Origin of the sequence: Bradyrhizobium sp. NBAIM01, assembly GCF_020194115.1 — a bacterium.
In the GTDB taxonomy this organism is placed as follows: domain Bacteria; phylum Pseudomonadota; class Alphaproteobacteria; order Rhizobiales; family Xanthobacteraceae; genus Bradyrhizobium; species Bradyrhizobium yuanmingense.
The window spans coordinates 160,304-174,446 of the sequence record NZ_JADYVU010000006.1; the positions used below are offsets into that span (position 1 = coordinate 160,304).

Consider the following 14,143-nt stretch of genomic DNA (forward strand, 5'->3'; position numbering starts at 1 on the left):
ATCGTCCCCCGAGGCGATGTCCGACGTCATTTCAAGGCGACGGAGCGGGCCGAGGGTTTGTGCTGACGGTCAGTTGGGGGGCGGGCGTCCAAGGGCTCTCGGGCCAATGAACTGCCTGCCAGGGAGCCGCTTTCCCAGGCGTCGTCGGCCAGGAGCTTGTCGGGCCCGGCGTCGGCAATGCGCAGGATGCCTTGAGCCGAGCCCATTGTGACGGCAGGCCCGCCAGGTCGAGCTCGAATGTCATGATGTCCGTCTTGTCGTCCGCGATCGGCGTGCTTTCGCGGACATGCAGGGAGCGGGAGGCCAGTATCGCCTTGACCATGTCGGGGTCGATGTTGCTGCGCCAGACCTCGTGCTTGCCGGTCCGCAGCGGAGATCCTCCGGTCGTCTTCTCCTTGTCGGCATCCGCCGTGATCAGGATCGTGCTCTTGCCGGTGGCCGTTTCGTCGACCTCGGCCGCAAATGTCAGCGGTGCGCCCTTGCTGCTTTCGCAAGACAGGCGCAGCTCCATCGTTCGGAACGTGGAGGCGTTCTCCTTCTTGGCGGTCGCGATCTTGCGGATGAACGGCCGGGCCTCTTTCTCCAGCGTCCATTTCGTTTCGGCGAGCGGTCGCGTGTCGATGCCGAAACCGTAGAGCTCGGATCGCGTCAATACGTGTAGGCTTTCGAACTTCACCGTCCGGATCAGCGAATCGAGCTCGCGGCCAATTCCCATCGCCGCGATGAACGCGGCGCGATCGCGATCGGCCGCCAACAGCCGGCGACGCCTGTATTCCGCGACGGCCGCCGGATCGGGCCGTCCATCGAAGGCGAGCACCAGCCTGGAATTATGGACCGCCATTGCGGCGTCGGGGGCGACTTCGCGCGATGCCGCCCCCAGAAACAGGTATGCGCAGGCCGAGTTGCACATGGCACGGGTCGTGGTGAGTTCGGCCTCGACCTCGCCGCTCGCGTTCTTGAGCTTCAAGCAAGCGGCGTCTCCCTGCGTGCCCGCGGCGCAGGCGGTCGCGATCGTCCGGCCGACCCTGGCAATCGCCTTGCGGCTGCGCAGCAACCGCGCGATCGCGTAGGACTGCTCGACGTTGCCGCCGGGCGAATGAACGTAGATCGGACGCTGCAGGTCCTTGACGGCGGCGAGGAAGCGGCGAATGCGCAGCGCAGCCTCGCGATCGATCTCGCCCTCGATGGCGATCCAGCGATCGCAGCCCGGGCCGCATGCGTCGGCCGGCCCCTTGGCGAGATAGATCGTCAGCCTGGAGGCAAATCCGGTTTTCTCGGCCGGCATTGCTTCGGCACGCAAAGTGCCGGGAAGCAAGAGCGAGGCAAGGAGGAGCAGGATACGGACATGCATGCAGCAAGCGACCACGCACGGCGAGGAAGAGGTTCGACCCTATATGAGGACCACCGTTATCACAACTTTTGATGGCCGGCCGGTGCACGCTTATTTCGTTCACCGGCCACCGCAGCAACGCACCCATGCGCGGCGTGCTGTCGTCCGTCAGGTCAAGATCAGGTCAGACGATCGATGATTTGCAACAGTCGATCGCAGGACGCCTCAATTCGTTTGAGCGGAGACGTTGCCACGCCGAGCAAAAGTCCCGGGCGCACTGATCCGTTCGACGCATACCAGAGCGATAGCGGCGTAGGCGCAAGTCCCAGCCGTGCTGCTTCCCTGGCGACGGCCAGATCGGGTGCTCCGTCCGCCAATTGCAGGACCGCCGCCAACCCGGCAAGCGCAATGTTCGCGGTGCGCGCGCGAAGGTACTTCAGCAATGCATCGCCTTGTGCAGCGTAAACCCGCTTCGTGCGCCGAAGATGCCGCAGATAATGGCCCTCGCGCATGAAGTCGGCCATCGCGCGCTGCACCGCCGGCCCAGGCGCGGGCGCAAGGCACGCAGCAGCTTCGGCAAATTGCGACGCCAGGGCGGCCGGTGCGACGACAAAGCCCAGCCGCAGGGCAGGCGTCACCGTCTTGCTGAAAGAGCCGATGTGAATGACGCGGCCGGCGCGGTCGAGCGATGCGAGCGCCGGCGTCGCCCGGCCCTTGAGCTGAAGCTCGCTGAGATAGTCATCCTCGATCACCCATGCCTTGCTTTGCGCTGCCCAGTCGAGCAGGCGTGAGCGCCGCACAAGCGACAATGTGGAGCCGAGCGGCGCCTGCTGGCCCGGTGTCACGACCACCAGTGCCGCATCAGGAGCATGTTTCATGCCGTAATCGACATCGATGCCGTCCGCATCAACGGGGATCGGCGCAACCGACAATCGCGCAAGCGCGAGACCCTGCCGGGTAAAGGGAAAGCCAGGGTCCTCCATCCAGGCCTTCTTCTGCTCGAGTCCGAGGACGCGGAGCGCCAAGCCAAGGCCGCCGCTGAAACCGGCAGTGACGATGATCTGGAACGGCGCGCATTCGATCCCGCGCGCCAGCGCGAGGTAGGCCGCGATCTCGCGCCGCAACGCCAGCTCGCCGCGTGGATCCGGGTAGATCGCCGGTGCGCTCACCTCCGCCCGAACTGCCTGCGCGCGCATCCGCGCCAGCAATGTCGCGGGAAGGGTCTCCTGCGCAGGCACGCCCATCTGGAAGATCGCGGGCCCCGCCGTCAGCTCCTGGTACATCTCCATGAACGAGCCGGGCGACGGGGCGCTGTCCCGCCTTACTGGGAACGGGGGCCTGTCGGCGACATGGGTTCCTGTCGCGCGGCTTGCGACGATCAGTTGGGCGGATGAGAGCTTTTCGTACGCCACCCGTACGGTGCCGCGGGCGACGCCGAGTTGGGCGGCGAGATCCTGCCAGGAGGGCAGGCGTGCGCCGGGGGCGAGAACGCCGCTTTCGATCGCGGTCCTGATCCCCTTGTGGATCTGCTCGGCCAGCGGCGTCTTTGCAGATCGATCGAGCTCCAGGTGCAGCGGCCTCGTCATGCCTGCGTGGTACACGAGTTTTGTACGTTCTTGGTGCTTTTTTGTGGACCAGTGCAGGGGCACCTAAGGGGGCAAGAGGGAGGGTTCATCCCCGATCATCAAGGAGCAGGCAGATGAGCGAACGGCTCAACTACAATCACGTCGCACCGGCAGGTATGAAGGCGCTGGGCGGTGTCTACGGCTACGTCATGCAGAGCGGACTTCCCGCGACGCTTGTCACCCTGGTCTATCTTCGCGTGTCGCAGATCAACAATTGCGCCTACTGCCTCGACATGCATACACGCGACCTGCTGAAGAGCGGCGTGAAAATCGAAAAGATCGCGCTGGTCCAGGCCTGGGCCGAGGCGGGCCATCTTTTCGACGAGCGCGAGCGTGCGGCTCTCGCATGGGCCGAGACGATCACCCGCGTCGCCGAGACCAACGTCCCGGATGAGGCCTATCAAGCTGTTCGCAAAGTCTTCAGCGAGCGCGAGCTAGTCGATCTCACGATCGCGATCAGCCTGATGAATGCGTACAATCGCATGTCGATCAGCTTTCGAAATACGCCGCAGGCCGCGCTCGAGGAGGCCGCCTGACCCGAAGGGAATCAGCCGAAACAGAAAGCAGGAACCTGAAAATGACGAGAGTGATCTCCGGCGTCAAAATTCCCGACAGCCAACTGGCTCGCGAGGCCGCCGAGCTGGTGCGCAGTTACGAAGACGAGATGTTGTTCAACCATTCCGTTCGCGTCTACGTGTTCGGCGCGATGACGGGATTGCGCCAGAAGCTGAAGTTTGATTCCGAGCTTCTCTATGTCGCGGCCCTGTTTCACGACCTCGGCCTCGTCGATCACTACCATACCGCGACCAAGCGGTTTGAAGTCGACGGTGCCGATGCAGCGCGCGAGTTTCTGCGGGCACGCGGCATCGCTGATTCCCAGGCCGATCTGGTGTGGGAGGCCATCGCCCTGCACACCACGCCCGGCATTCCGCAATATATGAGACCGGAAATCGCGCTCACCAACGCAGGCGTTCTGGTGGATGTGGTGGGCATCGGGTATGATCATTACACACCGGAGCAGCGCGAGCAGGTGATCTCGGCGTTCCCGCGCGGTGACTTCAAGAACGAGTTCGTGAAGGTACAGACCTGCTCGGCGCTGAAGAAACCGCAGACGACGTTCGGGACGGTCAACTTCGACTACATCGCAGATCACGATCCGAGCTTCCAAAGGCCGAACGCGTGCACGCGGATCCGCAATGCGCCCTGGCAAAGCTGAGCAGACGCAGCGCGCTCATCGCAGGGCTATGGCATTTGAGAGCTGTTCAGCCGTTCCTGCGACCATCCTTCGAGATGTCCGCTTCAGGCGGGCTTTTCAGGTGAAAGACGGTGTGTGAGGCTGCAGCTTCCAAAAGGCACTGTCGCTGATTGGCCTCATCACGCAGACGACTCTGATCGCGTATGGGGTGTCGCTTTGTCCGGCGAAGTACGCGCGGAGGCGAGCTAGCGATTGACGCGCCCACGAATGTGATGAAAGCGAGCGAAAAGATGGCGACAATTTGGATGAGGAACTTATTCGCATTCGCCTCTTCCATCACGCTAATGTGCGCGCGACGATGTTGCGCGCGCATGCAGCTTGTCTCGCCTCGTCAACATTGAAACTGCTGCAAAACCCCTTGTTTGATAGGGTGTCCGCGATGCTCGATTAACATTCGTTAATGAGCAAAGTCCTTTCGATCACACTGTGGCGCCGCGGCTACAGCAATTCCGTCGATCGCTGTTATGACGACCCACGGCCGGGGGGCCCACTACTGAAGAAACTGGAACGGGAATCAAATGAAGAAGAATTTGTTGCTTGCAGCTGTCAGCCTGGTCGCGCTTGGTGCGACTGCGCCGGCACTTGCGGCTGATCTCGCGGCACGGCCCTACACCAAAGCACCGCCCGCGGCGATCGCTGCGGTGTACGACTGGAGCGGCTTCTACATCGGTCTCAACGGCGGCGGCGGTTCGGCTGACACGTCGTGGGATCTGGTCGGCTTCGGTCCGGAAGGCTCCCACAACTCGACCGGCGGCACCGTCGGTGGCCAGATCGGTTACCGCTTTCAGTCCGGCCAGTTCGTGTTCGGTCTTGAGGGCCAGGGCAACTGGGCCGACTTCTCGGGTGACAACATCAGCGCAATCACCGGTTTGCGGAACCGGACGCGCGTCGATGCGTTCGGTCTGATCACAGGCCAGGTTGGCTATGCCTGGAACAACGTCCTGCTCTACGCGAAGGGCGGTGCGGCGGTCGTCAGCAACAAGTACGACGTCTACAGCGTCGTGACGGGTGCGAATCTCGACCGGGCCGACGAGACCCGCTGGGGTGCCACGGTTGGCGCGGGCCTGGAGTTTGGTTTTGCTCCGAACTGGACGGTCGGCGTCGAGTACAACCACATCTTCCTCGGCGACCACAACGTCACCTTCGCCAGTGGCGCTGTCGAACGCATCGGGCAGGACATCGACATGGGTCTCGTCCGCCTGAACTACAAGTTCGGCGGCCCGATGATCGGCCGTTACTGAGACTGACCGCTCCACGTGAGCGGCTGACGAAAGCCCCGGCCTCGGCCGGGGCTTTTTTGCTGTTTGTCTTCAGCGAGTTAACCATCTCCTTTCGGCCGCTTCCGGATCGCTTGACTCCATAGAACGAAATGAGAACAATGTTCTTCATACGTTCCAACAAGGGAGCCGGCCATGTTCAGGGTTTTCGTGGAAGAAGCCGCCGCACTGGCGTCCATAACGCTGTTCGTCGGGATGATCGCGATCTGGGCCCAGGTCATTCCGCAGCTGTAGGCCGGCTTTCTCCGACCTCTTGGGGAAAAGCGGGACGACGCGCCCAAGCGGCCGCTCCGGCGTGGACTCTCAAGCTGTGAGACCCCACCATTGAGAGGCGAGTCGGCCGCGAGTGCATGATGCCTTGAGGCGCCGGCGACCGCTCCATCTCATCTGCAAGAGGCCGTCACGCGACCATGCCGAGCGCCGGATTTGTCCACCTTCACGTTCACTCGGCCTATTCGCTGCTCAAGGGCTCGATCAAGATCGCCAAGCTCGCCGAGCTTGCCAAGAAGGACCACCAGCCGGCGCTGGCGCTGACCGACACCGACAATCTGTTCGGCGCGCTGGAGTTCTCCGACAAGATGGCGAGCTCCGGCATCCAGCCGATCGTGGGCTGCGAGCTCGCCATCGATTTCGGCGATCAGGATCCCAACGCGCGCAACGCGATGGGACCCTCGCGCGTGGTGCTGCTCGCCGCGCAGGAGCGCGGTTATCGCAGCCTGATGCGGCTGAACTCGCGCGCGTTTCTGGAATCGCCGGACAGCCATGCTCCGTTCATCAAGCTCGACTGGCTCGAGGGCGAGACCGAGGGCCTGATTGCGCTGACGGGCGGGCCGGACGGGCCGATCTCGCTGGCGCTCGCCGGCGGCATGGCCGAGCTCGCCGGGGCGCGGTGCGAGCGTCTGGCCGCTCTTTTCGGCGACCGTCTCTACATCGAATTGCAGCGCCACAACGCCGAGAAGGAGCGGCGCGTCGAAGGCGGCCTGATCGACATCGCCTACGCCAAGGGACTGCCGCTGGTTGCGACCAACGAGCCGTATTTCGCGACCACTGACGATTACGAAGCACATGATGCGCTGCTCTGCATCGCCGGCGGCCGGCTGATCGCCGAGACCGACCGTGTGCAGCTGACGCCGGATCATCGCTTCAAGACGCGCGCCGAGATGGCGGTGCTGTTCGCCGACATTCCGGAGGCGCTGGCCTCGACGGTGGAGATCGCCGAGCGCTGCTCGTTCCGGCCGATGACGCGCAAGCCGATCCTGCCGTTCTTCACCGTCGGCGCCGCGGCGAGCTCGGACGCCGCCGCGGTCGAGGCGGCCGAGCTGAAGCGGCAGGCGGAGGAGGGGCTCGCCAACCGTCTGCGCGTGCACGGCCTCTCTCAGGGCACGACGGAAGAAGACTATCACAAGCGCCTGGCGTTCGAGCTCGACGTCATCATGCGCATGAAGTACGCGGGCTACTTCCTGATCGTGTCCGACTTCATCAAATGGGCCAAGGCTCACGGCATTCCGGTCGGGCCGGGCCGCGGCTCCGGCGCAGGCTCGCTGGTGGCGTGGGCGCTGACGATCACCGACCTCGACCCGATCAGGTTCGGCCTGCTGTTCGAGCGCTTCCTCAATCCGGAACGCGTCTCGATGCCGGACTTCGACATCGACTTCTGCCAGGACCGCCGCGGCGAGGTGATCAGTTACGTGCAGCAGCGCTATGGCCGCGACCAGGTCGCGCAGATCATCACCTTCGGTACGCTGCAGGCGCGCGGCGTGCTGCGCGACGTCGGCCGCGTGCTGCAGATGCCCTACGGCCAGGTCGACAAGCTGACCAAGCTGGTGCCGCAGAATCCGGCGGCGCCGGTGACGCTGGCCGCCGCGATCGAGAGCGAGCCGAAGCTGCAGGCGTTCCGCGACGAAGATCCCGTGGTGGCGCGCGCCTTCGACATCGCCCAGCGTCTCGAAGGCCTGACCCGCCACGCCTCGACCCACGCGGCCGGCATCGTGATCGGCGATCGCCCCTTGAGCGAGCTCGTGCCGCTCTACCGCGATCCCAAATCCGACATGCCGGTGACCCAGTTCAACATGAAATGGGTCGAGCCGGCGGGCCTCGTGAAGTTTGACTTCCTCGGCCTGAAGACGCTCACCGTGCTCGACGTCGCCTGCAAGCTGCTCAAGCCGCGCGGCATCGATGTCGATCTCGCCACGCTGCCGATCGACGATGCCGAGAGCTATCAGATGCTGGCGCGCGGCGACGTGGTCGGTGTGTTCCAGGTTGAAAGCCAGGGCATGCGGCGGGCGCTGATCGACATGCGCCCGGACCGTTTCGAGGACATCATCGCGCTGGTCGCGCTCTATCGGCCGGGCCCGATGGCGAACATCCCGACCTATTGCGCGCGCAAGCACGGCGACGAGGAGCCGGAATATCTGCACCCCGTGCTGGAGCCGATCCTGAAGGAGACCTTCGGCGTCATCATCTACCAGGAGCAGGTGATGCAGATCGCGCAGGTGATGTCGGGCTATTCGCTCGGCGACGCCGACCTGTTGCGCCGCGCCATGGGCAAGAAGATCCGCGCCGAGATGGACAAGCAGCGCGACATCTTCGTCGCGGGGGCGGTGAAGAACGGCGTGCCGAAGGGGCAGGCCGAAACCATCTTCGAGCTGCTGGCGAAATTCGCCGACTACGGCTTCAACAAGAGCCACGCGGCGGCCTATGCGCTGGTGTCCTACCACACCGCCTACATGAAGGCGCATTATCCGGTGGAGTTCATCGCCGCGTCCATGACGCTCGATCTCAACAACACCGACAAGCTCTCCGAATTCCGCTCCGAGGCGCAGCGCCTCGGTATCAAGGTCGAGCCGCCCAACATCAACCGGTCGGGCGCGACCTTCGAGGTCGGCGAGAACACGATCTACTACGCGCTCGCCGCGCTCAAGGGCGTCGGCATCCAGGCGATCGAGCAGATCATCGCGGAGCGCACCCGGGGCGGCCTGTTCACCTCGCTCGCGGATTTCGCCGCGCGCGTCTCGCCGCGCGCGATCAACAAGCGCATCATCGAAAGTCTCGCCGCCGCCGGCGCCTTCGACACGCTGGAGCCGAACCGGGCGCGCGTCTTTGCCGGTGCGGATGCGATCCTCGCCGCCTGCCAGCGCGCGCATGAAGCTGCGACCATCGGCCAGAACGACATGTTCGGCATGTCGGCGGATGCGCCGACCATCATGCTGCCGCAGGTCGAGCCATGGCTGCCGGCCGAGCGGCTGCGCCGCGAATACGACGCGATCGGCTTCTTCCTCTCGGGACATCCGCTCGACGATTACGCGACCGTGCTGAAGCGGCTGCGGGTGCAGAGCTGGGCCGAGTTCTCGCGCGCCGTGAAGACCGGCGCCACCGCCGGCAAGGTTGCCGCGACCGTGGTCTCGCGCATGGAGCGGCGTACCAAGACCGGCAACAAGATGGGCATCATGGGGCTGTCCGATCCCACCGGCCATTTCGAGGCGGTGCTGTTCTCGGAAGGCCTTGCGCAATATCGCGACGTGCTGGAGCCGGGCGCGGCCGTGCTGCTGCAACTCGGGGCCGAGCTTCAGGGCGAGGACGTCCGCGCCCGCGTGCTGCATGCCGAGCCGCTCGATGATGCTGCGGCGAAGACGCAGAAGGGGCTGCGCATCTTCCTGCGCGACACCAAGCCGCTGGACTCGATTGCCAAGCGTCTCGCCGGGCCCGAGATGGCGGCTTCCAACGGCGGCGCGCCGAAGGTCGGCAGTCCGGGCATCGCACCGCGCGGAAACGGCGACGGCGAGGTCTCGCTGGTGCTGATGCTCGACCTCGAGACCGAGGTGGAGATGAAGCTGCCCGGCCGCTTCAAGGTCTCGCCGCAGATCGCCGGCGCGATCAAGGCGGTGGCAGGCGTCGTCGACGTGCAGCAGCTTTAGCTTCTCCGCCACGCGTTCCGGTTTTTGCAAAGTCGTCATACTGCATCGGTTGCAACCCTGCGCTGATTCCGACTAGCATGTCCCGGGGAATGGAATGGGGCGTGTGATGCTGCGACAGGTTGCGTTGTTGTTGGCCGTTTGTGCCATGCTGACGGGGTGCGTTAGCAATCAGGTTGGTACGGACTTTGCGTCGGTGTCGAAAAAGGTTGGTCCTCCGCGCGCGGGGCACGCGCGTGTGGTGTTCCTGCAGGATAAGAGGAGCGGCCTGAGCATGGCTATTTGCGCCTGCGAGGTGAAGCTCGACGGTGCGCCGCTCGGAAAAGTCGTGGCCGGAAAATACGCCTATGCCGACCGCCCTGCCGGGCGTCACGACGTGCTGCTCACCGAGCTGATGTTTCCGGGCGAGACCAAGCGCGAGATCGTCATGGAGGCAGGCCGGACGCATTTCTACCTGATCAAGAGCAGCCCCCGGCACGATGCGGCCATGGGCGGCGCCGTGCTCGGCGGTTTGGCCGGACTTGCGGTCGTGTCCGTCGCGACGGCGGGCGAGGCCAATCTCGGGCCGGGCGAGCTCGTCGCGCTGGATGAGGCAACCGCGCGGACGAAGCTCGCGGAGCTGGAAGCCGTCGAGTAGGGCGCGCGGTACGACGACGTGCCTCTGATCGCGCCGGGCGCAGGGGCTCTTTGGCGGGTTGATCTCGAATGCATGCAGGCGGACGCATGTTCGTGCAATCGTCGGGCGCGGAATGACCGGGCTTTCGGCTGCAGCATAGCGCGCGGTGCAGCAATCATCGGTTGCATCAACTAACATTTGTTATTTCTTCATATCGGCGCACCTATCTTCGCGACGCTTCATTCGTCCACTGACCCGAGGAGACGTCACATGTGCGACAAGTGTTCTGACACTCTGCATCACCAATCTCTGCGCCAAGACTCTCTGCGCCAAGACATCGCGCCGTCGCGGCGATCGGCGATGCTGTTTGGCGCCGCCGCGTTCGGCATGACCCTCGCCGGTGGAGCTTTCGCCAGTGGCGCCTTGGCGAAGGACGCCAAGCAGCCGCCGAAGCCGCAGAACGTGCTGTCGCCCGACGCGTCGCTGAAGCGGCTGATGGAAGGCAATGGGCGCTACGTCGCCGGCGTGTCGCGACGTCACGATTTCAAGCACGAGCGCGAGGCGCTGGCCGGCGGACAGAATCCGTTCGCGGCCGTGCTGAGCTGCGCCGACTCGCGCATCGCACCGGAATATGCGTTCGACGCGGGGCGCGGCGACCTCTTCGTCTGTCGCGTCGCCGGAAATTTTGCCGGCACCGAGACCATCGCAAGCATGGAATATGCGGTGGCGGTGCTGAACACACCGCTGATCCTCGTGCTCGGCCATGATGCCTGCGGCGCGGTCGACGCGACGCTGAAGGCGATCAAGGACAATACGTCGCCGCCGGGGCACATTCCCTCGTTGGTCGATGCGATCGCGCCCGCCGCAAAGGCGGCGATGCAGCAGGGCGGGGACGTGCTCAACAAGGCGATCCGGCAGAACGTGGTCGACAACATCGCCAAGCTGAAGACGGCTGCGCCGATCCTCAATGCGGCCGCGGAGCAGGGCAAGCTGAAGGTCGTCGGCGGCATCTACCGGCTAACCACTGGCACGGTCGATCTGATCGCCCAGGGCTGAACGGGCCGAGGAGCCTTGTGCCGCAGTGCGGTCGCGAGGCTTGCAGGCCTCACGTGGAGGTTCGAGGTTTGACGTGAGGTTTGGCGTGGAGGTTTGAGTTGGGCGGCGGCGCCATGCCGCCGCCTCAATCCGCGCTTTTCGTTCAAGTGCCATTCAGCTGGCCGCGCGCCTGATATGCGGTATATGCGGTGGCCACCTCAACGACAAAAGCAGGCACAAGCCATGCGTGGGACGCTCAAAGTCTTCCTCTGCCTTCTCCTGCCGATGGCGGTCCTTGCCGCAGGCGCGCCGCATCAGGCGCGTGCCCAGCAGCAGGAAAAGCGTATCGCGCTCGTGGTCGGCAATGGCGCCTACGCCAAATCGCCGCTCGCGACCACCGCGAACGATGCCGGCCTGATCGCGCAGACGCTCCAGGCGGCCGGCTTCGACGTGGTCGGCGCGCGCGATCTCGACGGCGACACGCTGCGCAAGAGCTTGCGCGATTTCATCCAGAAGGCCCAGGCGTCGGGCCCGGGCACCGTCAAGATGATCTATCTTGCCGGCTACGGCGTGCAGCTCGCCGGCGAGAACTATTTCATCCCGGTCGATTCCAACATCAGCCGCGACACCGACATACCGACCGAGGCCCTGCGCATCAGCGACTATGCGCGCCAGCTCGCCTCGATTCCGCTCAAGGCCAATATCGTCGTGCTCGACGCAGCCCGTGCGCAGCCCTTCATCGAGGGCGGTCAGCCGATCGCGAGCGGTCTGGCGCTGGTCGAGCCCGAGGCGAACATGCTGATCGCCTTCAATGCCGCGCCCGGCACGGTGGCGCCGGAGGAGCCGGGGCCCTACGGCATCTACGCGCAATCGCTCGCCGAGATGATCCGCACCGGCGGCTTGCCGCTGCCCGAGGTGTTCGATCGCGTCCGCCTGCGCGTTAACGAGGCCTCCAAGGGTGCGCAGGTGCCCTGGAACGAGCAGAAGATCTCGGCGCCGTTCTCGTTCTTCGAGCGCGCGCCCGATGCGCCGCCGGCGGCTGCGCCCGACCAGGTCGCCGCAATCCGGAGCAAGCAGATCCGCGATCTCGGCGTGCAGGACGCCTATGCCGCCGCGCTCGAGCGCGACACGCTGGCGGCCTATGAAGAGTTTCTCGCGGCCTATCCGAACGATCCCCTCGCCAAGCGCGTGATGGCGATCGTTGCCGCGCGCCGCGAAGCCATCACCTGGCGGCGGACCTACCGGACCGACACGCCGGAGGCCTATTGGTCGTATCTGCGCCGCTATCCGCGCGGGCCGCATGCGGCGGATGCGCGGCGCCGCCTTGCGATCCTCACCGCGCCGCCCGAGCCGCCGCCGACCTTCGCGATGATCGACTACGACGTGCCGCCACCGCCGCCGGAGGAGGTGGTCTATGTCGATCGCCCGGTGCTGTATTTCAGCGATCCCGATTTCGGCTTCGCGCCGCCACCGCCGCCGCCGGTCTATTATCTGCCGCCGCCGCCGCCGGATTTCGTCGTGCTGCCGCCGCCGCTGCCCGTGGTCGGCCTGTTCGTGCTGCCGCAGCCGGTGTTCGTGCCGATCCCGGTGTTCGTGAGGCCGCCGGTCTATGTCGCGCCGCCGCCGAACAACATCATCTATCAGAACATCCACAACACCACGGTCATCAACACCGTCATCAACCGCCCGCCGGCGCCGCCGCCGGCCGCGGGGCCGGCGCTCGGATCTGGGATCGGACCTGGCAATCTGGCGCCGGCGGTTGCCGGCCGCGCCACGCCGGCAGGACCGGCCGTGCCGCAGGCGGTCGTTCAGCGCGCCGCCCTGATCCAGCAGGGCAAGGCGCCGATGCCGCCGAGCGCGACCATCCAGCCGACGGCAAGGCCGGGTATCCCGACACCAGCTCCTGCCAATGTCGCGCCTGGCACGACAGCGCCGCCGCCCGCCGGCGCCAAGCTGCCGCAGGCTAATACTGTGCCGGTGCCGGGAGCTCCTGGCAGCCCGCCAGCCGGAGCGGCGCCCGGAGCTGGGACGCCGGGAGGCACACCCAGTCCGACCGCAAACGCTCCCGCCGGCAGCGCCGCTACAACCCCGCAAGTGCTGGCCCCGACCAAGCCGCCGCTGGCCAATACGCTGCCGGTGCCGGGATCTCCGGGCAGCCCGCCGGCCGGAGCGCCGCCCGCGACGGGGACGCCCGGCGGCACGCCCAGTCCGAGCGCGAACGCTCCCGCCGGCAACGCCGCAGGAAGCCCGCAAGCGCTGGCCCCGACCAAGCTGCCGCCGGCCAATACGCTGCCCGTGCCCGGCACCCCCGGCGGGCCGCCGCCGGCCAGGGCAGGGGCTGCGCCCGGGGCTGTCCCATCTCCTGGCAAGCCCGCCGCGACCGCCACGGCGCCGAGCGGCAACGTTCCGCCGGCGCAGCCGAACGCGGCAACGACGCCCAATCACCCGCCGGCTTCCGGAACCGCGGCGAGCCCGTCCGCGGCCCTGCCCAGGCCACCGGGGACAACGACCCAGCCTGCGCCTGACCTGCGCGCCAGGCCGGGCGGGCCCCAGCCGAGCGCTTTGCCGCCGCCGAGCGCGGCCACCGGCAAGCCCGCGGCCCCGACTGCGGTTAAACCCGTGACACCTCCGCCGCCGCCCGTAGCGGCGCGGACACCGTCCGGAGTTCAGGGTCATCGGCCCGCGCCACCGCCGCCGCAGGCCGCCAGGCCCGCCGCTCCGCCGCCGCCTCCTCAGGCTCTGGCAAGGCCGACGCCGCCGCCTCCGCCGCGCGTTGCGCCACCTCCGCCGCCGCGAGCGGCGCCTCCGCCCGTGGCCGTGGCACGGCCGGCGCCGCCTCCGCCTCCGCCAGTAATGGCGCGGCCGGCACCACCTCCGCCGCCGGTTGCGCGGCCAGCGCCGCCGCCGCCGCCACCTCCGGTCGCCCGACCGGCGCCGCCGCCGATGGCCGCCGCGCCGCATGCGCCTCCGCGGCCGGCCGGACCGCCACCGAAGAGCTGCCCCCCGGGCCAGCCCAGGTGTTAGGAGGCGCGAGGGGCAGGGGATGCCGGGATGCGACAGCAGCCTAGAGGCGTCCCCAAAGGCCGTTATTTCC

Annotated in this window: 9 protein-coding genes; 7 read left to right on the forward strand and 2 right to left on the reverse strand. The window is 66.3% G+C overall.

Translation table 11 applies throughout. The annotated features are described in order from the left end of the window. Positions 1-31: 31 nt before the first annotated feature. Both I6F31_RS21095 and I6F31_RS21100 read right to left on the reverse strand, forming a co-directional pair. Positions 32-1,285: a hypothetical protein gene (locus tag I6F31_RS21095; RefSeq protein WP_346656496.1), complete on the reverse strand. Its 1,254-nt coding sequence runs from the start codon at positions 1,283-1,285 to the stop codon at positions 32-34. Positions 1,286-1,509: 224 nt separating this feature from the next. Beyond that, the gene (locus I6F31_RS21100) at positions 1,510-2,916 is read right to left on the reverse strand and encodes a PLP-dependent aminotransferase family protein (protein WP_225147211.1); all 1,407 of its coding nucleotides are present in this window, start codon (positions 2,914-2,916) and stop codon (positions 1,510-1,512) included. 113 nt (positions 2,917-3,029) lie between these two features. Here I6F31_RS21100 and I6F31_RS21105 point away from each other — a divergent pair, with 113 nt between their 5' ends. From I6F31_RS21105 to I6F31_RS21135, 7 genes are all read left to right on the forward strand, one after another. After that, entirely contained in the window at positions 3,030-3,491 is a 462-nt protein-coding gene (locus I6F31_RS21105) for a carboxymuconolactone decarboxylase family protein (protein ID WP_036025271.1), read from the forward strand. Between the two features lie 41 nt (positions 3,492-3,532). Further along, on the forward strand, positions 3,533-4,171 hold the full coding sequence (locus tag I6F31_RS21110; protein ID WP_036025269.1) for an HD domain-containing protein: 639 nt from the start codon (positions 3,533-3,535) through the stop codon (positions 4,169-4,171). A gap of 557 nt (positions 4,172-4,728) precedes the next feature. After that, the gene (locus tag I6F31_RS21115) at positions 4,729-5,451 is read left to right on the forward strand and encodes an outer membrane beta-barrel protein (protein WP_109143607.1); all 723 of its coding nucleotides are present in this window, start codon (positions 4,729-4,731) and stop codon (positions 5,449-5,451) included. 446 nt (positions 5,452-5,897) lie between these two features. Continuing rightward, positions 5,898-9,401 carry a DNA polymerase III subunit alpha gene (gene dnaE, locus I6F31_RS21120; protein ID WP_225186056.1) on the forward strand — a complete coding sequence of 1,168 codons (3,504 nt, stop codon included), beginning with the start codon at positions 5,898-5,900 and terminating at the stop codon, positions 9,399-9,401. 271 nt (positions 9,402-9,672) lie between these two features. Next, positions 9,673-10,035 (forward strand): DUF2846 domain-containing protein, encoded by a 363-nt coding sequence (locus I6F31_RS21125; RefSeq protein WP_036010067.1) that lies wholly within the window; start codon positions 9,673-9,675, stop codon positions 10,033-10,035. A 339-nt stretch (positions 10,036-10,374) separates the two neighbouring features. Then, positions 10,375-11,070 (forward strand): carbonic anhydrase, encoded by a 696-nt coding sequence (locus I6F31_RS21130; RefSeq protein ID WP_225133754.1) that lies wholly within the window; start codon positions 10,375-10,377, stop codon positions 11,068-11,070. Between the two features lie 222 nt (positions 11,071-11,292). Continuing rightward, the gene (locus I6F31_RS21135; RefSeq protein ID WP_225186057.1) at positions 11,293-14,073 is read left to right on the forward strand and encodes a caspase domain-containing protein; all 2,781 of its coding nucleotides are present in this window, start codon (positions 11,293-11,295) and stop codon (positions 14,071-14,073) included. Positions 14,074-14,143: the final 70 nt, after the last annotated feature.